Below are 23,192 nucleotides of genomic sequence, written 5' to 3'. Positions count from 1 at the left end.
TGGTCTCGATGCGACGACAGGGCAGCGAGATCAGGAAGACGGCCGCGAACGCCGCGCGCGCGGAGCTCAGATGCATTCCGGCTTGTAGTGACGGTTGCCCGCCGCGTCGGTCGTGTACGGCGGAGTGCAGTCCTTCGCCGGCGGCTTCGGCGCAGGCTTGTGCTTCGCCGGCTTCGCGACCGGCGCGGCGCTCGGCGCGGGAGGAGGAGGCGGCGGCGCAGGCGCAGGCGGCACCGTGACCGCAGGCGGCGGCTCGGGCTCCGGCGCGGCGATCGCCGTCACCGGCGGCGCGCTCGCCTGGAGTCGCCCCGCGTAGAGCGCATAGAAGAGGAAGCCGGTCGAGAGGATCGCCATGATCGCGAGGACGGAGAGACGGACGGGGACCCCGCGCTGCGGGATCGCGTCGACGCTCGACACCTCGCGCGACATCGTCGCTCGAGTGAGGACCTCGAGGACCGCCTTCGACTCGGCGTTCATCACCGACGCGCTGAACGACGGCGACGACGGCGTGGGCGACTTGAAGAAGCGCGCGCGCGCCTCGGTCTCCTGCGGGCAGAGACCGCGCACGAGCTGGCCGACCTCGTCGCGGCTCGCCGGCTTCACCACCTCCGTGAGGCGGCGGCTCATCTCCGCCGTCGTCGCGAAGCGCGCGGCCGGATCCTGCGCGAGCGCGCGCTCGACGAGCTGATCGAGCCCCTCCGGCAGGCGCTCTCCGCGCGTGACGCTCGGCGGCGTCATCGTCCCCTTCGTGACGAGGAGCACGAGCGCGGCGTCGGTCGGCGCGTTGAAGAGGCGCTCGCCGGCGAGGGCCTCCCACAGCACGACGCCGCTCGCGTAGACGTCGACGCGGCGGTCGAGCTCCTCGCCGAACATCTGCTCCGGCGCCATGTAGCCGACCTTGCCGCGGATCTCGCCCGTCTGCGTCTTGTAGCTGCGCCCCGTCGCCTTCGCGACGCCGAAGTCGACGACGCGCGCCACGCCGTCGACGCCGACGAGGATGTTCTGGGGGGACACGTCGCGATGAACGACGCCGAGGGGCTGGCCGTTCTCGTCGCGGAGCTCGTGCGCGGCGTGGAGCCCCTCGAGGACGTCGTGCACGATCGCGGCGACGACGCGGGCGGGGAGGTGCATACCGCGCGCCTTCGCCTCCTTGAGGAGGACCGAGAGCGAGACGCCCTCGACGTACTCCATGATGAGGAGGAGCTTCGACTCCGACTGGACGATGTCGAGCGTGGGGACGACGTTCGGGTGGCGGATGCGGGCGGTGAGGTGCGCCTCGTCGATGAACATCGCGCGGAAGGCGGGGTCCTTCGCGAGCTGCGGATGCATGCTCTTGATCGCGACCGTGCGCGAGAAGCCGAGCGCGCCGCGCTGCCGGCCGAGGTACACGGTCGCCATGCCCCCGGTCGCCAGCTCGCCGAGCAGCTCGTATCGTTCGATGTTGTCGCTCGGCGAGAGCACTCTGCGCGATGATACGGCGCCTCCGCTGCGACCGCCACGGCGTCAGGTGAAGCTGATCGCGTGGAGGAGCTCCGCGCTCGCGACGAGGAGGAGCCCCTCGCCGTTGATGATCGGCGGCGTCGCGAGGACGATGTCGGGCGCGGACCACAGCTCCGTCGCCTTGCCCTTCCGATCCACCGCGACGACCTTGTTCTGATCCGCGACGAGGACCTGATCGTCGATCGTGATCGAGACGCCGCCGCTCGGCGCGCCCTTGCGCTCCCAGAGCTTCTTGCCGTCGAGCGCGTACGCGACGACGCCGGTGTCGAAGACGACGACGCGCACGTTCTTGCCGAGCACGGGCGGACCGATCGGCCGCTTGCCCTTGCCGAGCTTGTGCCGGCCGATCGCGCCGCGGGACGAGATCGGCACCGTCCAGAGCGAGAGCTCCTCGCCTTGCTTCACGACGACGGAGGCGACCGAGCTCTCGTCGATCGCCACGTCGAACGCCTCGAACTTCCCCTCGATCGCGCGCTCGCCCACCGCCACCGCGCCGTCCTTCACGAGCACGACGAGGCCGTTCTTCGCCGCGGTCTTCGCGTCGGCGGGGAGGTCCGGCGCGCGCACGTCGTCCGCGACGACCGCCCCGCTCGCGCGATCGATGCGGACGTAGGGAGACTCGAGCTCGCGCCCTGCGATGCGAACGCCCTTCGTGTCGAAGAGGATCCACGCGTCGGCGGTCGTCACTGCGATCCGGTTGCCGGCCGCGAGCACGAACGTCGCGCGCACGGCCGGCGCGTCGGCGAGCGCGAGCGGCGTGCGCCATACCTCCTTCCCGCGGCCCTTCGGGAGGAGCGCGTCGAGGCGGGAGGTCCGCTCGTTGCGGACGTAGGGCACCGGCGCGTCGCCGCCCGACTCGGTCGGCCGCCACGGCTCCGGCTTCGGCTCTTCCTTCTCCGTCACGATCGTCGACGGCTTCACCGGCTCGGGCTCGACCCGGCGCTCGGTCACGGCGGGCCGCGGCGGAGGCGGCGCGCTCCCGCAACCGGCGACGGCGAACGCGAGGACGAAGAGCAGACGCGGGCTCACGCTCGGAGCCTACCTCGCCCGCGGGGACGAATGGATTATCGTTCGCGCATGCCCTCCCCGCTCGCGCGCTCGGACGTCGAGGCGGTGCTCGCGCCGCTCGAGCGCGCGCGGCCATTCCCCGCGCAGGCGTTCACCGACGGCGCCGTGTTCCGCTTCGAAGAGAGCGCCATCTTCGGGCGCGCGTGGCTGTGCGCCGGCCGCGAAGAGGAGGTCGCGCTTCCGGGGCAGTGGCTCCGCGTGACGGTCGCGGGCGAGCCGGTGCTCGTCGTGCGCGGGCCCGACCTCCACCTCCGCGCGTTCTTCGACGTGTGCCGCCATCGCGGCGCCTCGATCGTGGGCCGCGCGGCGTGCGGGCGCACGCTCCGCTTCGAGTGCCCGTACCACGGCTGGACCTACGAGCTCGACGGCCGCCTCGCGAGCGCGCCGTTCACGAGCGGGCTCGCGAACGAGGCGATGCGCGCGGTCCGCGTGGAGACGTGGCGCGGCTTCGTGTTCGTGACGCTGAGCGACGAGGCGCCCGCGCTCGCGGAGCAGATGGGCGCGACGCCGCCGTGGCTCGACGCGCTCGGACCGCTCCGCCTCGGACGGCGCACGGCGTGGACGACGCGCGCGAACTGGAAGCTGTGCGTCGAGAACTTCCAGGAGTCGCACCACTTCCCGCGCGTGCATCGCGCGCTCGAGGCGCTCACGCCGACGCGCGACGCGCGCACGTGGCTCGGCGGCGGGCGGTGGCTCGGCGGCACGATGGAGATCGAGGACGCCGAGACCGTGTCGCGGACGGGCCGCCTCGAGGGGCGCCCGCTCGTCGGACCACGCGGCCGCGTCCACGACGCGATGCTCTTCCCTTCCCTCCTCACGAGCCTGCAGCCCGACTACCTCTTGCTCTACCGCCTCGAGCCGCGCGCGGCGGACGAGACCGCGATCACGTTCGACGTCTGGTTCCACCCCGCCGCGACCGACGACGCCGCGATCTACGAGCTGTGGGACGAGATCAACGCGGAGGACCGCGCGATCTGCGAGGACCAGCAAGCGAACGCGTCGTCGCGCGCGTTCGTGCCGGTGTGCTACGCGTCGGTCGAGGAAGGAATGCACGCGTTCGATCGTCTGGTCGCGGAGGCGCACGCGCGATGAGTCGCCTCTGCGGGATCTTCGGGCGTCCGTACGCGGACCTCTCGTCCCTCATCGATCCGTCTCCGCTCGCGGCGATCGACGACGAGATCATGCGCGCGCTCCCGCGCCTCGAGACGTCGTACACCGGCGGGAGCCTCAAGTGGATGGGCGTCACCGCGCCGTGGGTCACCTCCGATCCGTATGCAGACTACATGCGTGTCGTCGAGGGCTTCTCGCAGGAGGAGCTCGTGACGTTCGTGAGCTACGGCGTACCGCCGGAGGGCTTCGACCCCGAGCGCGCGCGCGAGTACCGCTTCGGCGACGAGACCGATCACCCGCTCTCCCGCGAGCAGATGCTCTATTTGAAGTACCGCTACGGGGTCTATTTCCCGTGGAAGGTCTGCTACCACCTGCTCGAGAACGATCGCTGGGAGGACAAACACAGCGGCGACGGGAAGGACTTCCGGCCCGACGCGCGCGCGCTCCTCCCGCGCACGGTCGCCTTCGTCGAGTCGCTGCCGTTCACCGAGATCGGCCGCGTCGTCCTCTTCGGGATCGAGGCGAACGACCACGCACCCGCGCACCGCGACTCGGAGCCGGGCAAGGCGCTGTCGATCGCGCAGTCGATCTCGTTCGACCCGCGCGAGAACAAGCGCTTCTACGTGTGCGACCCGACCGGCGGGAACAAGACGATCATCGACGCGCCGATCTACTGGTTCAACGACATGGACTACCACGGCGTCGAGCCGGACCCGTTCTTCCGCTACTCGATCCGCGTCGACGGCGTGTTCGAGCCGGGCTTCGTCGAGTCGATCCGGGCGCAGTGATCGCGGTGTGTCGGGCTGTGCCGCCGCGAACCCCGCGAGATCGGCCCGATTTCACCCGGCACGCCAGCTGCTACAACGCGGGCATGTCTCCTCGCTTCCTCTTCGCCGCCGCGACCGTCGCGGCGCTGTCCCTCGCCGCCACGAAGCCCGCGGAGGCGTGCTCGCCGCCGGACCACATCGACCCGACCGAGATCCGCAACGTGCAGCTCCAGCGCGAGGGAGGCCTGCCGAAGAACGGCGCGCTTCGCTTCCAGATCGCGGCGGGAGAGTCGCTCGCGGACCTCGCCTCGATCGCGGCGCGCGTGCAGGTCGACGTGAAGAAGGGCGGCGAGACCGTCGCCGGCGCGTTCCGCTTGCTCGACGATCAGAACGGCGCCATCGGCTACTTCTGGAGCGCCGACGGCGGCGGCCTCCCCGTCGGCGCGCTCACCGTCACGATCACGTTCGCGGAGATGCCGGACGGCGAGCCGAGGAGCGAGTCGTACGAGGTCACGGTCGACGATCGCGTCCTCACCGCGACGCCGGCCCAGCTCACGGTGAAGGCGACCGCGTACGAGCTCGACGATCCGTCGTCGCCGAAGATCCAGTGCACGACGAAGGGCGGCCTCGGCGACTGCAGCGGCGGCCGCGACAGGGTGTCGGAGATCGCGACCCGTCGCGTCGCGTGGCCTTACGTCACGTTCACCGCCGCCGAGGTCCCCGCCGGCGATCGCGGTCTCCTCAAGCTCGAGACCGACGTGTTCGGCCGAAACAAGGACGGCACGACGAGCACCCGCCTCGCGAGCTCGACGCGCATCTTCGAGGAGACGTGGGACGAGTACTGCGTCCACGCGACGACGCACGTCATCGGCGAGGTCACGAAGGTCGAGAACACGGTGTGCGTGCCGCACGCGATGGACCTCCACGTCGACGAGGCGAAGGTCGCAGCGTTCGTGAAGCAGCAGGTCGCAGCGTGCGACAGCGCGGTCTATCCGCCCGGCACGTCGGCGGAGGATCCGACCGGCACCGAGTCGGACGGCTGTCACGCGGGCGCGCGATCGAGCGCGACGCCGACGGGGGTGCTCGTCGCGCTCTTCGGGCTCGCGCTCGTCAGGGGCCGGCGGGCGCGCGGACGTCGATGTCCGCCTCCGGCGCCGACTCCTCTACGATCGTCTTGCAGCCGAGGACGACGCTGAGCGACGCGGCCTCGTCCTTCATCGCGCTGCACGCCTCGCCGTAGAGCTGGATCTGCGTGCCGTTCTCGAGGTAGTCCCAGCCGTTCTTGCGGCCCGGATCGCGCGCGACGGTGCCGCTGCCCGCGAGCTGCACGTTGATGAGCGACGGATCGGTCAGGTCGGTCGCGGCGGGGAGGTTGAACGTGCAGTCGAAGGCCTGGCGGCTGACCTCGTCGAACACCGCCGAGAGGTCGTCGGCGAAGCTCTCGTCGGTCAGCTTGTAGAAGCAGGAGTCGTTCTTCTCGCAGCCCGGCGCGCGCTTGGTGCCGCCCGCGACCGCGACCGGCGACAGGTTCGACGCCTTCGCCGCCTGCCGGCTCGAGTCGACGAGGCCGATGACGAAGGTGCGGACGAGCGGGCCGGCGCCGTCGAGGCCGACCTTCGCCGCGTCGACGACGTGCGAGACGTCGTTCGTGATCCCGCTCTCGCCGCACGAGGTCGGGTTGCCGTCGGTGAGGAGGATGACCGACTTCGCGCCGGGCAACGTCGACGCGCGCTGCGCGGCGATCGCGGCGCCGAGCGCGGACGCGAGCGGCGTGCCCCAGTAGAACTCGGTGTCGGAGGCGGAGACGCTCTCTCGGAGCCGCTCGATCTGCTCGACCTCGAGGTGATCGCTCGACACGCTCGTGACGTACTTGCTCGCGTCGCAGCGCGCGGCCTGGCTCGGCTCCGGCCAGCTCGACTTGCAGCGCACGTCGTTCACCGACGCGTCGATCCCGCACCACGCGTTGACGGGCGCGTCGCCCTGCGGGAACAGCATGAGCCCCGCCGCGGTCGTGCGGGGGAGCTTGCCGAGGAGATCGAAGAAGCCCTTCTTCGTCGCGTCCCAGCGCGTGGCCTTGCTCGGCAGCTGGATGTGCATGCTGCCGGAGCGGTCGTAGAGGAAGAGGACGTTCGAGGGCTCACGCTCCGCGAGGTACGAGCCGCGCGCCTCGGCGCAGATCGGCGGCGCGGGCTTCGGCTCACGCGGCTCCTTCCGGCTCCCGGCGAACTGAGGAGTCCGGTCCTCGACCGGGACCTCTGCGTCGGGCTCGCTTCCACAAGCCGCGACCGAGAGGAGCACAATGCCAAGAACCGTGTTGAGCCGCGACATGGAAGGCCTTTCGGGTGATTCGCGCCCTCCATACCGTCTGCGCACACTGTATGCAAGCAGTCGCCAAAAGTTTCAGGGAAACGCAAATTTACGCTGCGGCTGATTTCAGGAAGAGGACCCGAGTCCGCGCCCTGCGTCTCCCCCGCATGACGGCTTTCCGGCGCCTCGATCCGAGATCATCCGGGCGCGCCACGTCCTCTCGCGGAGATACGCGCGGCCCCACCGTTGCACACATGAGGGCATGCGCCGCCTCCTCGCTCCTCTCCTCCTTCTGGCTGCTGCGTGCGTGAGCACGAACGACGACGAAGCCGGTTCGTCCGAAGGCGCGGCGACGGCGGAGGCGCGCGCGAGCCTCGACGCGTTTACCGGGCGCTGGCGCGTCGAGAGCGACGCGAGCGAGGTGAAGGCCTTCCCCGCCGAGGTCCTGATCGTGGTGACCGATCAGGCGGTCGATCCGGTGACGAAGACGACGAAGGGCACGCGGCTCCGCATCATGCGTGTCGACGCGCCGAACGTGCCCGCGGTCGATCGGGCGCCGTTCCTCGACGTCGACGAAGGCAAGGACTGCGAGAACACCTCGCTCGGCGGCGGCGAGAGCGTCACGTGGTGCCACGAGACGACGCTCACGAACGGAGGCAAGAAGCTCTCGCACACGATCTCGGGGCGGAGCTGGACGGGGTACATCTTCCCGTCGGGATGGTCGAAGGCGACGCAGGTCCTCGCGCTCGAAGACGGGAAGCTCCACTACACGTACGAGATCGACGGCGAGCCCGCGGGAGACGTCACGCTCGTGCGCTGATCCATCGCTCAGCGGACGAGCACCGGCGCGCTGAGCGCGTGGTCGTCGGTCGGGCCGACCTGGACGCGCGCGTAGAGACCGCAGGCCTCACCCGCGACGAGGAAGACGCCGTGGTTCACGATCGAGCCCTGCTCGTCGATCGGCTTCGCCTCGAAGAAGCGCTGCGCGACCCAGCGCTTCGGGCGCGCGTGCAGGAGCGACTCGCGCCACACCTCGTCGGTCACGTGCTTGCCGACGATGACCTCCTCGCCCTCCGCGCCGTAGTCGCTCTTCAGCACCCACTCCTCGCGCTGCACCGCGAGCTGCTCCTCGTGCATCGTCTCGAGCCGCTGCGTGAGCGGGACGTAGCGCTGGATCACGTCCTGCGAATGCGGCGAGAAGCGATGGATGTGCTCCCAGAAGAAGGCCATCGCGCGCTTGTTCTGCGGGAGCGTCGCGCCGAACGGGTTCACGACGGTGGCCTTGCCGGCCGCCATCCCCTCGAACAGCGCCGTGAGCGACTCGTGGAGCGCGTCGGTGTCCGGCACCTCGTCGTCGTCCCAGACGCTCTGGCGCTCGCCCCACCAGTCCGTCTTGTAGTGACGGAGCACCACCCCGACCGGCGCGTCGAAGAGCACCGTGCGACCGCCGTCGCTCGCGAGGTTGTACGGCGACCCCAGGACGAGGTCGTAGCCGCGCGTCTCGAGCCACAGCTTGTAGAGGCGCACGAGCGAGAGGTCCTCCGTGAACTCGGTCGGGTACACGAGCCCGATCGCCTTCGGCGCGTCGTCGTCGAGGTCGCGCGCGGCGATCGCGGCGATCATCGCGAGGAAGCGCTCCTCGAGCGCCGTGTTGGGATCGACGAGCGACGCGTCCTCCGCGTCCTCCACCCCGAGCCGTCCGAGGATGACCGCCTCCGCCTCGCCGGTGGGCGTGTCGCAGTTGATCTCGGTGAACGCGAGCCCGTCGTCGGTGAGGAACACGTCGGCGCGCGCGATGCCGTGCCAGTGCGGCTGCGACGCCTGCCACATCGCCTTCTGATACGGCGTGAGGCCGAAGAAGTCGTCGAGGAAGCGCGGCTCGTCGGCGACGATGAGGCACAGCTCGTTGTAGACCGCAGCGACCTCCTCGGCCGCGCGATAGAGCTCCTGCTGGAACGACGCCGATACGACGTAGGGCTCCTGCCGGAACCGCGGCTGGCCCGCGATCCAGGGGTCGGAGAGCACGCCGCTCGTGATGATGCGACGCGCGAACGCGTCGTAGTCCGTCATGCCAGGCGGGTGATGGAGAGCGCGGTCGCGATGTACGTCACGGCCTCGAGCGCGCCGAGGCCGGCGCTGCGCTCGACCGAGATGCCTTCGTCGATCGGCCCGCCGCGGAGCTTGAGCGGAGCGCGGAGGAGGAGCATCTGCACGAACACCTGCCGCACGGGGTAGAGCGCGACCACGCACGCGATCACGCCGGCGTAGCCCTTCAGCGACGCGCTCCATCCCGTGAAGTCGCCCTCCGCCGCGCGCGCGATGATGATCGCGATCGCGATCGCGGCCCCGGCGTAGGAGAGCGCGGCGGCGAGGTTCTCCCCCGCGATCTGCTCCGCGTCGTCGTAGGTCGTGAGCGCGCGGAAGAGCGACACGAACACGTGGAGCGTGATCTGCCCGAGGACGAAGAACACGACCGAGATGCCGAGCGTGCCGACGTCGTTCCCCGCCATCGCGTGCGACGTGATGATGCCGGTCGCGACGTAGTGGGCGCCGCCGGCGAGGCCCGCCGCGACGTTGCCGCGCTCGATCTCGGCCGGCAGCCGCGAGTGGAGGAGCAGCCCCACCCCGAGCCGCCCCGTCACCGCGATGAGGACGACGCCGGCGAGCCCGAAGGCGCCGACCCACGTCGCGTCGTGGAGGATGCTCTCCCCCTCCACCGACGACTTCACGGCGTTGGCGGCGACGAGGAAGATCGCGGACACCTGCCCGACCGCGAAGAGCCGCTGGGCCGAGTTCCCCTTCGTGAGCTCCGCCGCCAAGCTCCGCCGCGCGATCAGCGCCGCCACGAGCATCAAGAGCGTCGTCGCCGCCCCAAAGCTCACGAGGTAGAGCGGCTTGACGTCGACGTCATCCATCGACGCCGGAGGGTACCTTACTTTTGCGCGGTGAGGCTCGCGGCTTCGCAGCCGAGGACGCCCTTGTCGTTGCAGTGCTTCTTGGCGCACTCGGTCATCGCCTCGCGGCCGATCTCCTCGAGGCCGCTCATCGCGAGCGCGCACTCGGTCTTCGAGGCGCCGGTGCACGACGCGGCGATCGCGTCGCACGACCTCGTCACGCTCTCGGCGCTCGAGTCGTCGCACGCGTTCATGAGCGCGACGTGCGCGCACAGCTCGATCCGCTTCGGGTCGCAGCGCTCCGCCGCGGTGAGCTTGTTCAAGCACGACACCGCGCGCTCCGCGACGCGCGGCTTCATCGTCTTCTTGAAGTCCGCGCACCGCATCGCGGCGAGGCCGCCGCAGCCGCCCTCGGCGGTGGGCAGCCCGATCGCGGGGCAGTCCCCCGGCTCGCCGGCCGAGTCGTCGCACGCCGCCTTCGCGGAGGTGAGCTCGGTCGACGCCGGCAGCTCGAGGACGTGCGCCGGCTCCGGCAGCGGCTCCGGCGGCGCCGCCGCGCGATCCGCGAGGTGCGGGACGACGTCCTTCTCGGACAGGAGGTAGCCCGCCGCGCCGCCGGCGGCGAGCGTGGACACGAAGAGGAGGAAACGACCGCGATCGACTTGCATGATGCACGGTCTCGCTGCTCGCCGCGTGCCGGCGCCGCGCTATGCGAATTCGGATAGTTGGCGGCGCTGCCGCGTGGCAGAGCGCCCCGCCGCGCGGCAGCACAGCTACGGGAGCGGCAAGAACCGGACGACGCCGCCGCGGCTGACGTCGCGGGCGAACGAGGCGATCGGCTTGCCGTCCGCCTGGAAGGAGAGGCGGCCGACGGGCAGCGAGCCGGGCAGCGCGAGCGTGAGCTCGACCGCGCCGCGCGCGTCGAACCGACGGAGCTCGCCGTGCTCGAGGAGGATGAGGCGTCCGAACGGATCGAAGCTCATCGTCCGTGACCAGCCGTAGCCGGCGACGAGGAAACCGGCCGTCGCCCAGCTCGGGTCGAGCGCGCCGTCGTCGGTCACGCGCGCGATCGCGGCCTCGCGGCTCGTCGCGCAGGAGAGGTAGATCGCTCCGCCGAGGGGCTCGACGCCGCAGGCGTAGCCGCCGTCGCGGAAGTCGATCGTCGCGACGCCGTTCGTGCCGAACGACGGATCGAGCACGCCGTCGATGAAGCGAGCGAGCGCCGGCTGCGAGGTGGCGCCGTCGACGCCGGCGACGACGAGACGACCGGCCGCGTCGTGCGCGATGCTCGAGACCTCGCCGCGCGGGCCGAAGGGGACCTCGATCGAGCGCGCGACGGCGCCGTCGTCACCGAGCGCGAGGACACGCGTGGAGCCTCCCGCCTCGTTCAGTCCGAGGAGGAGCTCCCCCTCCGGCGAGATCGTCGCGACGCGCGAGGCGCTGCGCGCGCCCTCGATCCGCACGACGCTGCCGTCGCCGAACGACGTGTCCCGCGCGCCTTCGGGGGTGAGGCGCTGGACGAGGATCCTGTCGCTGCCGTTCTGCGACACGAGGTAGATGCGTCCGTCGGGCGCGACCCTCAGGAGCGGGAGGTACAAGCTGCTCCACGTCACGCCGGCGTGCTCGCCGAACGTCCGATCGACGCCGCCGTCGGCGTCGAAGCGGTAGATCCCCGAGCTCCCCGTGCAGACGGCGAGGACCTTCCCGTCCTGGAGCGGCGCCGCGCCGAAGCAGCCCTGGTGGACGTCGACGACGCCGCTCGCGCCGAACGACGGATCGGTCGCCAGCGTGACGACGGCGGCGGTGGACGTGTCCGCGTGATCGTCCGCCGGGGCGGCGGTGCAACCCGAAGCCGCGAGTACGAAGAGCGCCGCGAAGGAAGTGGCCTTGAGCATCGGCGGCTTCATTCCACCCTCGATCTGAAAGTCAAGGCGCCGACCGGCGGGCTACGATGCACGGGTGGCCCTGCTCGGCGTGTTCCCCGGCGTTCCGTTCGCGCGGCTCGAGGCGCTGCTCGACCTCGAGCTCGGCGTGCTCGACGCGGTGCACGACGAGATCTGCCTCGCGCTCACGCAGGTGTCGGTCGACTACACCGGCGGGAGCCACCGCTCGATGGGGATCATGCCGGCGTCGCGCACCGGCGAGGCGATCGTCGACTACGGCGAGGCGATCCGCGCGATGAGCGACGCCGACTACGCGACCTTCCGCTCGCTCGCGGAGGACCCGGCGTCGGTGCCGGTCGCACGCGACGAGAGCGAGTTCGGAGAGGAGCGCGATCACCCGCTCTCGCGGCGGCAGATGCTGTGGCTCAAGGTCCGGCACAAGGTCTACTTCCCGTGGAAGGCGTACGTGGAGCTCATTCCCAACCGGTACTGGACGGAGAAGAGCGACCCGGCCGGCAAGGCCTTCACCCGCGTCGCGCGCACGTTCTTCCCCAAGACGGTGGCGCTCGCGAAGAGCCTGCCGTTCGAGCACATCGGCCGCTGCAACGTCATGGGGCTCGAGGCGAACGACCACGGCACAGTGCACCGCGACGGCGAGCCGGAGGACCAAGCCGAGACGGGCCCCGATCACTTCATCACGCTCTGCCCCGCCGGCGACAAGCGGCTCTACCTCTGGGACGAGGAGACGAAGACGAAGACGCCGGTCGACGGACGCGCGTACTGGTTCAACGACCACGATTATCACGGGGTCGACGCCGATCCGTTCTTCCGCTACTCCATTCGCGTGGACGGGGTGTTCAAGCCCGACTTCCTCGAGGCCCTCCGCGCGAGCACCAAGTGACCAACGTCCCCGGCCCCGTCTTCACGCAGAAGGAGACCATCGACAAGCCCGGCATCGTCGGGGCGCGTTGGTGGCAGGAGAGCATCGCGACGGAGGTGCCGCGGCGGAAGGCGCTGAAGGGGCTCCTCGCGCTCGGCGGCGTGCTCGGCGCGATGGCGCTCATCGGGACGTGCGCGTCGCGCGCGTTCAAGGGCGGCTCGCTCTCGCCGTTCTCGAGCAAGCCCGACTTCGAGTTCGCGAACAAGTCCGCGCTCGAGATGCAGAAGGAGTTCGGCTGGAGCTTCGGCGCGACGGGCGATCCGCTCGTGTTCGACGGCACCTCGACCGCGCCGTTCGACCGCGCCGCGCTCGATCGCGTCGACAAGGACCTCGCGCCCGCCAACGCCGCCCACGCGCCGTGGTTCGTCCCCACCCTCTTCCAGTCGCCCGGCGCGATGCCGAAGTCGAAGCCGACCGGCGATCCCGACGCGCCGCCCTTCAAGCCGCTGAAGGACGTCATCGTCCCGGTCATGACGAGCCCGATGCAGATCGCGTTCGAGCAAGGGCGCGCGCTCGCCGCGCTGCTCGCGGTCGCGCCGAAGGCGAAGGACCTCGCCGTCGTCGTCGACCTCCCCGGCACGAGCGCGGTCGCGTTCGCGGCGGGCGCGGCCGGCATCCTCGACCCGGTCTTCCTGTTCGACAACTGGCCCCATCCGCGCGGCGTCGTCCCGGCGCACCTCACGCTCGCGGCCGCGATCTACTACCAGCCGCTCTTCGCGAAGAAGCGCGCCGAGTCGAAGAGCGCGCAGCCGATGTTCGTGCTCGATCGAAACCGCCTCTCGAGCTACGTCGACGACGCGACCCAGTTCGACAACCGCCACACCGCGCGCATGCCGACGCCGGAGAAGCTGCTCGCGCTCGGCGTGAAGGACGTCCTCTACGTCGGGCCCAACGCGGTCGATCGCTTCGAGCTCGACGACCTCGTCGACGACTTCCTCGCCTACGCGGCGGCGAACATCGGCTTCCACGTGTGCCCGGCGATGGCCTTCGAGCAGGCGAGCCCGGGCGACGCGGGGGCGGCGACGCCGTTCTGGTACGGCGGGTCGGCGCAGAGGAACGCGGACTTCTGGAACCACTGGGACTCCGTCGCGGCGGTGCGGACGCCGAACGAGGTCCAGGTCTACAAGCCGAAGCCGCGCGCGACGCCGTACTCGGTCGGGACGCCGACGAGCTCCACGTCCGCCGCCCCGCGCCCGCGCCCCACGAACTTCGGGATGGTGCCGGTCGCGGTCGCGGTCGGCACCGGCGTCATCCTCGGCGCGCGCGGGAGCCGGAGCGGCTCGTGGAACCGCACCACCAGCCCGAGCACGTCGAGCTGAACGATGGGGTCCTCGATCTTCTCCATCGAGGTCGCCGCGCGGCTCGATCGCGCGCCCGACCTGCTCGGCGTGCTGCGCGGCGCGATCAAGGAGCAGCCCGCGGCGATCGGTCTGCAGCACAAGTGGGCGCTCTACAAGCGCGCGTGCGACGCGCTGCTCGCGAACCTCGGCGTCATCGAGCGCGGCTGCTGGGACTTCTTCGAAGAGGACGACAAGGCGGAGAAGGACTTCAAGATGTGGCTCGGCGGCATGACGACGGAGGAGGGCGCGCGCCGCCAGCCCTCGGGCAAGGCCGACGCGTACCGCGGCGGCGACCCGCGCTTCCTCACCTTCACGATGACGCTCCTGCTCTTGCGCCCGTCGCCGACGCACTTCACGCTCCAGCGCCTCTGCGACATCCCCGAGGCGCACCTCTGGCGGCGCGACGTCTTCGGTCGCATCCTCGGCGGCCTCGGCGCGGTGAGCTTCGCGAGCGTAAAGTCCGACGTGATGTACCTGATACCGCGCGACGACGACTGGGGCCTCACCGTCGACGACCTGCGGCAAGACAAATTCCACTACCTCCGCCCCATCGTAGGTTGACGTGCCCGTAACTCCGAAAAAGCCCAAGCCCACGAGCGGTCCCTTCCGCGGCGTCTATCCCTACGTCTACCGAAAGGGCGAATGGCGAATACTGATCGTCGTACGAAACCGCGCACACTCGATAAGCGGTTATTCGACCGCGGTCGCCGCCGCGATCGCGTACGACCGCGCCGCTCGCTACTACGGTCTCCCGGAGGCGTACCTGAACTTCCCCGATCGCGAGCACGAGCCGGCCAGCATCGAAGACCTCCGCCACGAGCTCACGCTCGAGACCGGCCGCCGCGAGCCCACGACGAAGGCCACGGCCGTAGAGAAGAGCACCGCGCGCGCCAAACGCTCCCTCCTCGACAAGCTCGCCCGCCGCACCCGCGGCCGCTACCTGCTCAAGTGAGGCCGCTCAGAACCACGTCTCCCACAGCCCCGCGTCGACCTCGGCGCAGTGGACCGTGGCGCTGATGCGCTCGCGGGCACCGGTGAAGGGCTGGATCTGGTGCAGGCGGTAGCTGTCGATCAACACCACGTCGCCGAGCGCGTAGGGGACGAGCTCGGTCCGCTCCGCGAGCTCCTCGTCGGTCGGGTGGTCGTGACCGGTGTAGAGGACGTCCCAGACCTTGAGGCCGCCCTCGCTCGCGTCCTCCGGCGGCTGGAGCATCGCGACCAGCGTGATCGCGGGGCGGCGCGACGCGAGGTGGCGCGACGCGAGGCCCTCCGTGTCGAAGTGCACGACGCCGCCGCGCTGCGAGACCGGCGCCGCCGGCGGGAACACGTGCACGCCCGGACCGCACCAGCCGCGCCGCGGCACCGCGCGCGCCCCCGTCACCCGCGCGACGAGCGCCCGCATCGCCGCCTGCAACCCCGGCGCGAAGCGCTCCACCCGCTCGTCGGAGCCCGCGACGTCCTCGAAGTAGTCCTTGCTCCGGCCCTCCTCGAGGTGCGTGTAGAATGCACGGCCGAGCGAGAACTGCTCGCCGTCGAAGTCGTGCGTCCACTCGTCGCGCGCGGCGTAGACGCCCTCGACCCAGCGCGCGCACGTCGCGGCGTCGAAGACGGCGGGGAACCGCAGCGCCAGCGAACGCGGCAGCACCTCGAGCGCACTGTCGAGAGATGCGACGGTCGTGGTCATTTGCACGGAGATAGTAGGCCGTCCCACAACGCGACGGTGTCGCGCTCGGCGACGGTGAACGACGAGATGTTGCTCGATCGGCGGGCAGACACTTCACTCGACCCATGGAAGACGCGCACGCGTTCTTGAAGACCCTCACCACCGTGCTCGCGGTCGCGATGGTGACGACGGTGGTCTTTCATCGGCTGAAGCAGCCGGTCGTGCTCGGGTACATCATCGCCGGCCTCATCGTCGGTCCTCACGTCGCGGTCCCGCTCCACGCCGACCTGAAGACGGTCCAGATCCTCTCCGAGCTCGGCGTCATCCTCCTCATGTTCGGGGTCGGGCTCGAGCTCAACGTCGCCAAGCTGATCCGCGTCGCGCCCACCGCGGGCGTGATCGGCGTCATCCAGATCGCGATCATGATGATCGCCGGCATCACGCTCGGCAACGCCTTCGGCTGGACACGCCTCGAGGGCGTGTTCGGCGGCGCCGCGATCGCGATCTCGAGCACGACGATCATCGCCAAGGTCTTCGAGGAGCTGAAGGTCGCGCCCCGGCTCCGCGAGCTCGTCTACGGCGTCCTCATCGTCGAGGACATCGTCGCGATCCTCCTCCTCGCGACGATGACGACCGTGTCGAGCGGCGACGGCCTCGACGCGATGGGGCTCGCGGTGACGACGGGCAAGCTCTTCGGCTTCCTCGCGGTGATGGTGCTCCTCGGCGCCCTCGTCGTGCCGCGCCTCATGAACCTCGTCGTCAAGGTCGGCCGGATCGAGACGACCGTCGTCGCGAGCATCGGCGTCTGCTTCGTCTTCGCCCACGCCTGCGCGGCGATGCACTACTCCGTCGCGCTCGGCGCGTTCGTCGCCGGCGTCCTCATCTCCGAGTCCGGTCACGGCCACACAGTCGAGCACGCGATCGTCCCCGTGCGCGACATGTTCGCCGCGATCTTCTTCGTCTCCGTCGGCATGCTCATCGATCCGCGCCTCGTCCTCGAGAACTGGATCCCCGTCCTCGTCCTCTCCGCGGTCGTCATCGTCGGGAAGGTCGCCGGCGTCACGCTCGGCGGCGTCGTCACCGGCTGCGGGCTCCGCACCTCCGTCCAGGCCGGCCTCAGCCTCTCCCAGATCGGCGAGTTCTCCTTCATCATCGCCGGCCTCGGCACGTCGCTCGGCGCGACGCGGCCGTTCCTCTTCCCGGTCGCGGTCGCGGTGTCCGCGCTGACCACGCTCACGACGCCGCCGCTCGTGAAGCAGGCGGAGCGCTTCTCCGCGCTCGTCGAGGCGAAGTCACCACGCCGCGTCACCGCGTTCATCTCCGTCTACAGCGCCTGGCTCGATCAGCTCCGCGCCACCCCCGCGTCGCCCACCCGCGGCGCGCGCCTCCGCCGCCTCGCCTTCCTCCTCGCGCTCGACGCCGCGGTGATGGTCGGCCTCATCATCCTCTCCGCCGTCCTCCACCATCGCGTCGCCGCGACGATCGGAGAGCGCCTCTCGGTCGGCCGGAGCGCGTCCGAGGCGGTGTTCCTCACCTGCGCGGGCGTCGTCGGCCTGCCGTTCCTCCTCGGCGTCGTCCGCCTCAGCCGCGCGATCGCGCTCACGGTCGCGGGCACGGAGGGCGCCGCCTCGCGCCCCGTCGCGCTCGTCGTGCAGCTCGGCCTCGTCTGCGCCGTCGCCGCGGCGTGCATCGCCGTCGCCGACGCCTTCGTGCCGCCCGCGATCGGGCTCGCGCTCATCATCATCCTCGGCGCCGTGTGCGCGTACGCGATCTGGAGGAACGCGCGCCGCTTCGACGTCGAGGTCCGCGCCGGGAGCGCGACGCTCCTCTCCGCGATCCGCATCCCTCACCACGAGGACGCGCACGGTGCGCACGGCGCGCCCGACGCGCACGGCGCGCACGCCGCCCCCGAGCCCGTCCCCGGCTTCGGCGCCCCCGTGCCGATCACGGTCCCGAGCGCGAGCAAGGCGATCGGACGCTCGCTCGGCGACATCGACCTGCGCGCGCGGACCGGCGCCGCGATCCTCGCGCTCGTCCGCGGCGACGACTCGCTCCTGCTCCCTCCCGCCGAAGAGCAGGTGCGCGCCGACGACGTCATCGTCGTGGTCGGCGCGGCGGACGCGATCGACGCCGCGCGCGCGCTGCTCAGCGAAGCGGCCTAGGACGGCTCAGGCGATCAGCTTGGCGTGCGGGTTCTCGCCGAACGGCGCGCCCGGCACCTTGAGCGCCGCCGCGACGGCGGCCCAGAAGCCCTTCGGCGTCGGCGTGCCCGGCGCGAAGCGCGCGCCCTCGCTCGTGACGCCGTACGAGACGCCGGTCTTCACGTGCTTGCCGAAGAGCATCGCGACCGTGCCGTCGCCGTGATCGCCGCTCGGGAGGCGGACGAGCTCGCCCGAGATCGCGACGACGACGTTGCGGTCCGGCATCTCGAGCATGCGCTGGAGGAAGATCTTGATCGGGTTGATGCGGCTCGAGCCGAAGCCGCCGACGTTGCCTTTGAGCTTGTTGCGCGAGAACGTGCCGTTCAGCGAGCCGCCGGTCCCGACCTGGTGGAAGTCCCACGACGCGAGGCCGTAGTCGCCGACGTGGACGACGTTCGAGCCCGCCGCGCGGATCATGATCTCGGCGCCGGCGAGCATCGCGGCGTACACCGACGTGACGTCGCTCTTGCCGCCGAGGTTGTACGCCTTGTCGATCTCGTCGAACGTGACCGGCGGCGGGAGCGGCTTCCGCAGCGACTCGACCTGCGATTTGTACGCGTCGTCGAGGGTGGCGAGCTTGCTCGGGTTCACCTCGAGCTGCCGCTTCGAGAGCGTCTGCGAGGTCTCGAGCGTGTTCGCGCCTTCGGGGCGCGTCGGGGAGTCGGCGCCGTCGGACCCGTTCGCGGCCGCGAGCGCGTCCTTGAGATCGGAGACGCGCTGGAGCGGGACGTTGTTGAAGCTGACGGGTTGATCGACGTACGCCGGCGCGCGATCGCCGAAGTAGACCGCCTTGAACGCGGAGTCGCCGCCCATGTGCGCGGCGAGCTCGTTGAGGTACGAGTGCGCGCCGTTGATGAGGATCGCGCGCTCGCCGCCGGAGCGGCGGTTCTGCGGCGTCGTGTGGAGCGCCTGACCGTGCTTCATGCCGATCGCGCCCCAGTGCTGCTTCGCGAACGCGGACACGCCGCCGAACGTCCCCGCGTCGGTGAAGACGCCGTTGCCGATCTCGACCGCCGCGCCGACGCCCGTGGTCCCCGGCGCGGTGACGCCGAAGGCCTTGCCGATGAACTTGTCGGCGTTGCCCGCGAAGAGCGCGTTGAGCCCGCCGTTGAAGAAGATGTGCACGAAGTGGGCGGGCTCCGCCGGCGCGGCCCACGCGCTCTTGACGAGCGGTCCACCGATGCGCGAGCCGGCCGCTGCGCCGGCGGCGGCGAGGGCGCTCTTGAGCAGGTTGCGGCGAGAGAAATGGCTCATCGTGACTCCTCGCTCTCAGAACGTGAGGAAGTGGCTGGAGGAGAGGACCGACGCACAAACGTACGACCAACGGCGCGTGACGTCTTCTTCCCCGGAGAGCTTGTTCGTCGCGAGGTCGACGCAGCTCTCGACCTCGTCGCCGGTCGGCGTCTTGCTCCACGCCTTCCGCATCAGCTTCGTGCACTCCGTCTTCGCGCTGTCCGCCGTCGGCGCGGCGGCGAGGCTCGCGTTCTCGCGCGCGTAGCCGAGGCAGCCCTCGAACGCGATCTCGTACATCTTGTTGATCGAGACGCCGGAGTACCCCGTCTCCGCGTGCCAGCGCGCCGGCGGCGCGTCGAACGATCCGCCCGCGCCCTTGAGCGACTCCGGCACCGTCCCGATGACGCGCTGGAACTCGGTCTCCATGACGGCGTAGGGCTTCATGCGCGCGCGGTTCACCGCAACGCCCTCGTTCTCGCGCTTGTCTTCGAGCTTGCTCCCGTCGAACAGCGCGTAGGTGCGCGTGTTCTCCGGCTTCGCGTTGCACTGGAGCGCGGAGGAGACGGAGGACTCGCCGAGGCAGACCTTCGCGACGAGGTCGCACTTGCCGGACTGGCACTGCTCGTCGCTCTCGCACGGAGCGCCTTCGGTCGCGCCCTCCTTCTTGCGCGCGCCCTTGCCGTTCGTGAGCGTGTCCGCTTCGTCGGCGCAGGCGGCGGTGCCGAACACGGCGAAGGCCGCGAGGAGGAGACCGATCTTCGTGGTGGAGGAGCTCATCGTCGTCTCTCGGTTCTCAGTTCTCGAGTTCGTCAGTTCGTGCAGAAAGAGGCGTCCTTCGCGACGGCGGCGACGGCCTTCTGGATGGTCTTGCCGGTCTCGAGCGCGGCGACGCACGCGTCGAACGTCGCCGCCTCGCACTGGTTCTCGGGGCGGCCGTAGAGGAACTTGAAGACCTCGCGGCACTGGTTGAACTTCCACGCGTCGGAGGAGACGAGCGTCTCGACGAGCTCGCGATCGTCCTTGAGCTCCTTGCCGAGGAGGTTCACCGTCGTCGCCTTCGGCGGGTTGATCTTGAGCGCGTCGCCGGTCCCGGTGCGGGTCGGGAGGAGCTCGGCGGCGGTGTCGAGCGCGAACCACGCGTCGTAGTGGCAGCCCTTGCAGACGCCGGACTTGCGGCCCTCGGCGGTGCGGTCGTCGTCGGGCTCGCCGACGGAGGGCACGAGCTCGAGCCCGGTCGTGTTCTGCATGACGCGGAACGCGCCGACGAGCATGAGGCCTCCGGGATCGTTGCCCGCGTACCGCTTCTGCCACGAGAGCGTGCGGAAGTAGCCGAGCCCCTCGGCGTCGTCGGTCACGTCCATCCCGTTCGCGGCGACGGCAGCGGGCTTCACCTGGTAGGGCCCCATGAAGAGGTCCGACCACGGCATGCCCTCGCCGATGACGTGCTTCGCGAGGTAGTAGATGGGGTCGTCGTTCGCGGCGGCGATCGGGCCGCCGTTGAACTCGGAGTTGATGAACCGCGCGAAGCGCTCCGCGAACTCGGGGCTCGCGACCATCGCGTCGACCTTCGACTGCGGATCGCCGTCGGCGAGGAGCGCGGCGTCGGGGCTCTTCCCGGTGAGAGCGATCGCGAGGCGCACCGCACACTTCTCGGCGGTCTCCGCCTTGTCGGCCTGGGTCGCTTCGTCGGCGTGCGCGCTGGTCTTCCCCACGAGCGCAGCGCCCGCAGCGAGCACCGGCGCGAGCGCGGCGATGAGAGAAATGCGCAGGCCCCTGCGCGCGACGAGTCGGCTCTCCGAGAGCATGTCACACCCTCGTCGCAAGCCACATGCCTACCTGTAGGACACACCCTCACCACGCGATTCCAATGACAACGGCCCAAATAGCGCCATCCAACGGAGATTTACCTACCTCAGATCACCGTGTGTCTCCGGAGGGGGACGCCGAAGGTGGATCGCCACGACACCAGGACTCGACGGAGATCACTTGCCGATCATCCTCGAAGAACCGCAGATTCTCGCCCCTCGAAGCACATGCATCATACACGCATGTCCCTCACCGATCATGCGTCCCCCGCGCTCATCTGAGCGCAGCAGGCGTCACATGGTCCTCGCGTTCCATGATGTGAAGAGGCCGCTGCGCGAACGAATGCCCAAGCTGCGCTCTCTTTTTCTCACTCAACGTCGGGGCTTCGCCCCGACACCCCACCCCAGACACGGCCCTCGCGCTTTGCGCGAGGGTCGCTTCGCGACCGCTTGCGCGGCCGCTTCTGGGGCCCCCGGTGGCAGCCGCCCGGGCGGCTGGCTGGGTGTCGCGCCGAGCGCGGCCGCCCGGCTGCCTGGGGTGTCGTGGCGTCTATTGCCGTGGCCCGCTGCTCGGCAAGGACGCGTCGAACGCGGCCACCCGGCTTTCCTGGGATGTCGTGGCGTCCATGTGATTTTTTTTGGCGTGCACGACTCTCCAGCACGCTGCAACGCCTTCGGTATGCGGCGTCGCGAGGATCTGCCTTTCGCTACGCATCGCGCCCACGCCCCAGCCAAGGCGCCATTTCCGAGTCCACAACCCCACCCCCCGCTCGCGACGAACAAGCGCAACGCGAACCCCCCGCACACCTCGCGTGGTGCCCGCTCGTCGCCCGCGGCCACGCCGCCATCGCCCAACCGCATCGCGGCCATCGCCCAACCGGCTCGGGCGCCCGACGCCTCACCAACGCCGCGCCGTGGCACCGTTCGGCGGGCGGCGGCGGGGGGAGGGAGACCTACCGGTACGCCTGGCGCGGTGGGGCGTGCGAGGAGGCGGGTTTCGCTCCTTTAGTCGACTATACTCCACGGCGCCGTGAACGGTGGAGCCGCCGCATCGTCGTGGGCCGACGAGCGTGACCTTCGACCGGGTCACGTCATCGGGCCGTTCGAGCTCATCGGGCTCGTCGGTCGCGGCGGCATGGCGCGCGTCTGGGCGGCGCGTGACACGCGGAGCGGATCGCTCTTCGCGGTGAAGATGCTGCGCGCGCACCTCGCCGAGAACGAAGAGTTCCGGAAGATGTTCTTCGACGAGGCGCGCATCGCGATGCGCATCCAGCACGAGAACGTCGCGCGCACCTTCGAGCTGTGCGAGCTCGACGGCATCCTCACCCTCGTGATGGAGCTCGTCGACGGGCCCTCCCTCGTCCGCATCATCCGCCCCGGCTTCGCCGAGCGCGAGGACGCCAAGCGCGTCGCGCTCCCCCCGCGCGTCGCCGCGCGCATCGTCGCGGAGGCCTGCGCCGGCCTGCACGCCGCGCACGAGCTGCGCGACGAAGCAGGGCGGCTCCTCAACGTCGTCCATCGCGACGTCTCCCCCCACAACGTGCTCGTCACCGGCGACGGCCGCGTGAAGCTCACCGACTTCGGCATCGCGAAGGCGATCGGCAAGACGCACCAGACCCTCGCCGGGACGATCAAGGGCAAGCCTGCGTACATGTCCCCGGAGCAGCTCGCCGGCGGCGGGCTCGATCGCCGGAGCGACGTCTTCGCGCTCGGCTGCGTCCTCTACGAGCTCTCGGTCGGCGTGCGCGCCTTCGACGGCGAGACCGATCCCGAGATCATGCGCGCGATCCTCGCCGGCGATCCGACGCCGCCCTCGCGCATCGCGCTCGACTACCCCGCCGTCCTCGAGCAGATCATCATGACCGCGCTCGCGCCCACCGCCGACGGCCGGTGGCCGACCGCGCGCCACATGCAGGACGCGCTCGAAGCGTACCTCGCGGGGAGCGGTCCCCTCGTCGGCGCGCAGGACGTCGCCGCGCTGCTCAACGAACGGATCGGTCCGCCACCGTCGTCGGAGCCGCTGCGGCGGCCCGCGCCGCCCGCGCTGCCGTCGCGGGAGATGCAGTCCGGCACCCGACGCCGCAGCGTCGAGAACCACACGTCGTGGACCCTCGTGCTGGTCGCGATGGTGGTCGGCCTCGGCCTCGGCTTGCTCGTGCTGAGGTCCGTGTACATTGCACGCAAGGCGAACGCGTCGGCGGCGGCGCTGCCCGCGCCGCGCCCGAAGCCGCCCCCGAGCGCGAGCGAGAACGCGGCCACAGGGCCCGCAGGGCCCACCGGACCCACCCCGACGTCGAGCACGACCGCGACCGCAGAGCAACCGGCGAGCGCCGCGGCCGCACCTCCGAATGCGCCCCCGAACGCGACCCCCAACACGTCCCCGAGCGCGTCACCGAGGCCGGTTGCCGCTCCCGCGCCCGCCGTCCCACGGCCCATCAAGTCATCTGCGCCGGCGCTGCCTCCGAACCCGTACGACTAGTC

The 23,192-nt window shown here is 70.7% G+C and carries 21 protein-coding genes; 10 read left to right on the top strand and 11 right to left on the bottom strand.

Annotated features, from left to right (window positions below):
- Window positions 1-66: 66 nt before the first annotated feature.
- Window positions 67-1,461, bottom strand: a complete 1,395-nt coding sequence (locus KF837_02595; GenBank protein MBX3226168.1) for a serine/threonine protein kinase — start codon at window positions 1,459-1,461, stop codon at window positions 67-69.
- Between the two features lie 42 nt (window positions 1,462-1,503).
- Entirely contained in the window at window positions 1,504-2,529 is a 1,026-nt protein-coding gene (locus KF837_02590; protein ID MBX3226167.1) for a hypothetical protein, read from the bottom strand.
- A gap of 48 nt (window positions 2,530-2,577) precedes the next feature.
- On the opposite strand from KF837_02590, the gene KF837_02585 reads away from it, so the two are divergent.
- The 3 genes from KF837_02585 to KF837_02575 all read left to right on the top strand — a co-directional run bounded on the left by KF837_02585 (window position 2,578) and on the right by KF837_02575 (window position 5,641).
- The gene (locus tag KF837_02585; GenBank protein MBX3226166.1) at window positions 2,578-3,660 is read left to right on the top strand and encodes an aromatic ring-hydroxylating dioxygenase subunit alpha; all 1,083 of its coding nucleotides are present in this window, start codon (window positions 2,578-2,580) and stop codon (window positions 3,658-3,660) included.
- Window positions 3,657-4,466 (top strand): hypothetical protein, encoded by an 810-nt coding sequence (locus KF837_02580; GenBank protein ID MBX3226165.1) that lies wholly within the window; start codon window positions 3,657-3,659, stop codon window positions 4,464-4,466. Before KF837_02585 ends, KF837_02580 begins: the two co-directional genes overlap by 4 nt.
- 83 nt (window positions 4,467-4,549) lie before the next feature.
- Window positions 4,550-5,641 carry a hypothetical protein gene (locus tag KF837_02575; GenBank protein ID MBX3226164.1) on the top strand — a complete coding sequence of 364 codons (1,092 nt, stop codon included), beginning with the start codon at window positions 4,550-4,552 and terminating at the stop codon, window positions 5,639-5,641.
- Here the strand turns inward: KF837_02575 and KF837_02570 are convergent.
- On the bottom strand, window positions 5,556-6,773 hold the full coding sequence (locus KF837_02570) for a hypothetical protein (GenBank protein MBX3226163.1): 1,218 nt from the start codon (window positions 6,771-6,773) through the stop codon (window positions 5,556-5,558). The genes KF837_02575 and KF837_02570 overlap by 86 nt on opposite strands.
- 241 nt (window positions 6,774-7,014) lie before the next feature.
- Here KF837_02570 and KF837_02565 point away from each other — a divergent pair, with 241 nt between their 5' ends.
- The gene (locus KF837_02565) at window positions 7,015-7,572 is read left to right on the top strand and encodes a hypothetical protein (protein ID MBX3226162.1); all 558 of its coding nucleotides are present in this window, start codon (window positions 7,015-7,017) and stop codon (window positions 7,570-7,572) included.
- A gap of 8 nt (window positions 7,573-7,580) precedes the next feature.
- On the opposite strand, the gene KF837_02560 is transcribed toward KF837_02565, so the two are convergent.
- The 4 genes from KF837_02560 to KF837_02545 all read right to left on the bottom strand — a co-directional run bounded on the left by KF837_02560 (window position 7,581) and on the right by KF837_02545 (window position 11,541).
- The gene (locus tag KF837_02560) at window positions 7,581-8,822 is read right to left on the bottom strand and encodes a glutathionylspermidine synthase family protein (GenBank protein ID MBX3226161.1); all 1,242 of its coding nucleotides are present in this window, start codon (window positions 8,820-8,822) and stop codon (window positions 7,581-7,583) included.
- Entirely contained in the window at window positions 8,819-9,667 is an 849-nt protein-coding gene (locus tag KF837_02555; protein MBX3226160.1) for a DUF350 domain-containing protein, read from the bottom strand. The genes KF837_02560 and KF837_02555 overlap by 4 nt, the downstream gene beginning before the upstream one ends.
- A 17-nt stretch (window positions 9,668-9,684) precedes the next feature.
- Window positions 9,685-10,314 carry a hypothetical protein gene (locus KF837_02550; protein MBX3226159.1) on the bottom strand — a complete coding sequence of 210 codons (630 nt, stop codon included), beginning with the start codon at window positions 10,312-10,314 and terminating at the stop codon, window positions 9,685-9,687.
- Between the two features lie 105 nt (window positions 10,315-10,419).
- Window positions 10,420-11,541 (bottom strand): hypothetical protein, encoded by a 1,122-nt coding sequence (locus KF837_02545; GenBank protein ID MBX3226158.1) that lies wholly within the window; start codon window positions 11,539-11,541, stop codon window positions 10,420-10,422.
- Window positions 11,542-11,605: 64 nt separating this feature from the next.
- Between KF837_02545 and KF837_02540 the strand changes: the two genes are divergently transcribed.
- The 4 genes from KF837_02540 to KF837_02525 are packed head-to-tail and all read left to right on the top strand — an operon-like array spanning window position 11,606 to window position 14,761.
- Complete coding sequence (locus tag KF837_02540) at window positions 11,606-12,430, top strand: hypothetical protein (GenBank protein ID MBX3226157.1); 825 nt, start codon at window positions 11,606-11,608, stop codon at window positions 12,428-12,430.
- Window positions 12,427-13,788 (top strand): hypothetical protein, encoded by a 1,362-nt coding sequence (locus tag KF837_02535; protein MBX3226156.1) that lies wholly within the window; start codon window positions 12,427-12,429, stop codon window positions 13,786-13,788. The genes KF837_02540 and KF837_02535 overlap by 4 nt, the downstream gene beginning before the upstream one ends.
- A 3-nt stretch (window positions 13,789-13,791) precedes the next feature.
- Complete coding sequence (locus KF837_02530) at window positions 13,792-14,370, top strand: hypothetical protein (protein MBX3226155.1); 579 nt, start codon at window positions 13,792-13,794, stop codon at window positions 14,368-14,370.
- Between the two features lies 1 nt (window position 14,371).
- Window positions 14,372-14,761, top strand: a complete 390-nt coding sequence (locus KF837_02525; GenBank protein MBX3226154.1) for a hypothetical protein — start codon at window positions 14,372-14,374, stop codon at window positions 14,759-14,761.
- A gap of 6 nt (window positions 14,762-14,767) precedes the next feature.
- Here KF837_02525 and KF837_02520 read toward each other — a convergent pair whose 3' ends face one another.
- Window positions 14,768-15,433: a hypothetical protein gene (locus tag KF837_02520; GenBank protein MBX3226153.1), complete on the bottom strand. Its 666-nt coding sequence runs from the start codon at window positions 15,431-15,433 to the stop codon at window positions 14,768-14,770.
- A gap of 164 nt (window positions 15,434-15,597) precedes the next feature.
- On the opposite strand from KF837_02520, the gene KF837_02515 reads away from it, so the two are divergent.
- Entirely contained in the window at window positions 15,598-17,634 is a 2,037-nt protein-coding gene (locus KF837_02515) for a cation:proton antiporter (GenBank protein ID MBX3226152.1), read from the top strand.
- A gap of 6 nt (window positions 17,635-17,640) precedes the next feature.
- Here the strand turns inward: KF837_02515 and KF837_02510 are convergent, their stop codons facing one another.
- From KF837_02510 to KF837_02500, 3 genes are read right to left on the bottom strand one after another with little or no spacing between them, the layout of a single operon-like run.
- Window positions 17,641-18,927: a hypothetical protein gene (locus KF837_02510; protein MBX3226151.1), complete on the bottom strand. Its 1,287-nt coding sequence runs from the start codon at window positions 18,925-18,927 to the stop codon at window positions 17,641-17,643.
- Window positions 18,928-18,942: 15 nt separating this feature from the next.
- Complete coding sequence (locus tag KF837_02505; protein ID MBX3226150.1) at window positions 18,943-19,683, bottom strand: hypothetical protein; 741 nt, start codon at window positions 19,681-19,683, stop codon at window positions 18,943-18,945.
- Between the two features lie 32 nt (window positions 19,684-19,715).
- The gene (locus KF837_02500; GenBank protein MBX3226149.1) at window positions 19,716-20,711 is read right to left on the bottom strand and encodes a hypothetical protein; all 996 of its coding nucleotides are present in this window, start codon (window positions 20,709-20,711) and stop codon (window positions 19,716-19,718) included.
- 1,030 nt (window positions 20,712-21,741) lie between these two features.
- Between KF837_02500 and KF837_02495 the strand changes: the two genes are divergently transcribed.
- Complete coding sequence (locus KF837_02495; protein MBX3226148.1) at window positions 21,742-23,190, top strand: serine/threonine protein kinase; 1,449 nt, start codon at window positions 21,742-21,744, stop codon at window positions 23,188-23,190.
- The last annotated feature ends 2 nt before the right edge of the window (window positions 23,191-23,192 follow it).

Origin of the sequence: Labilithrix sp. (assembly GCA_019637155.1) — a bacterium.
Taxonomy (GTDB): domain Bacteria; phylum Myxococcota_A; class Polyangia; order Polyangiales; family Polyangiaceae; genus Labilithrix.
Note: the sequence above shows the minus strand (reverse complement) of the source record. Positions and strands in the feature narration are given on the sequence as shown.

Coding starts and splice junctions, on each gene's coding strand:
- KF837_02515 (MBX3226152.1), top strand. CDS start 15,598: ATGGAAGACGCGCACGCGTTCTTGAAGACCCTCACCACCGTGCTCGCG.
- KF837_02510 (MBX3226151.1), bottom strand. CDS start 18,927: ATGAGCCATTTCTCTCGCCGCAACCTGCTCAAGAGCGCCCTCGCCGCC.
- KF837_02505 (MBX3226150.1), bottom strand. CDS start 19,683: ATGAGCTCCTCCACCACGAAGATCGGTCTCCTCCTCGCGGCCTTCGCC.
- KF837_02585 (MBX3226166.1), top strand. CDS start 2,578: ATGCCCTCCCCGCTCGCGCGCTCGGACGTCGAGGCGGTGCTCGCGCCG.
- KF837_02555 (MBX3226160.1), bottom strand. CDS start 9,667: ATGGATGACGTCGACGTCAAGCCGCTCTACCTCGTGAGCTTTGGGGCG.
- KF837_02500 (MBX3226149.1), bottom strand. CDS start 20,711: ATGCTCTCGGAGAGCCGACTCGTCGCGCGCAGGGGCCTGCGCATTTCT.
- KF837_02560 (MBX3226161.1), bottom strand. CDS start 8,822: ATGACGGACTACGACGCGTTCGCGCGTCGCATCATCACGAGCGGCGTG.
- KF837_02580 (MBX3226165.1), top strand. CDS start 3,657: ATGAGTCGCCTCTGCGGGATCTTCGGGCGTCCGTACGCGGACCTCTCG.
- KF837_02575 (MBX3226164.1), top strand. CDS start 4,550: ATGTCTCCTCGCTTCCTCTTCGCCGCCGCGACCGTCGCGGCGCTGTCC.
- KF837_02550 (MBX3226159.1), bottom strand. CDS start 10,314: ATGCAAGTCGATCGCGGTCGTTTCCTCCTCTTCGTGTCCACGCTCGCC.
- KF837_02545 (MBX3226158.1), bottom strand. CDS start 11,541: ATGCTCAAGGCCACTTCCTTCGCGGCGCTCTTCGTACTCGCGGCTTCG.
- KF837_02570 (MBX3226163.1), bottom strand. CDS start 6,773: ATGTCGCGGCTCAACACGGTTCTTGGCATTGTGCTCCTCTCGGTCGCG.
- KF837_02565 (MBX3226162.1), top strand. CDS start 7,015: ATGCGCCGCCTCCTCGCTCCTCTCCTCCTTCTGGCTGCTGCGTGCGTG.
- KF837_02530 (MBX3226155.1), top strand. CDS start 13,792: ATGGGGTCCTCGATCTTCTCCATCGAGGTCGCCGCGCGGCTCGATCGC.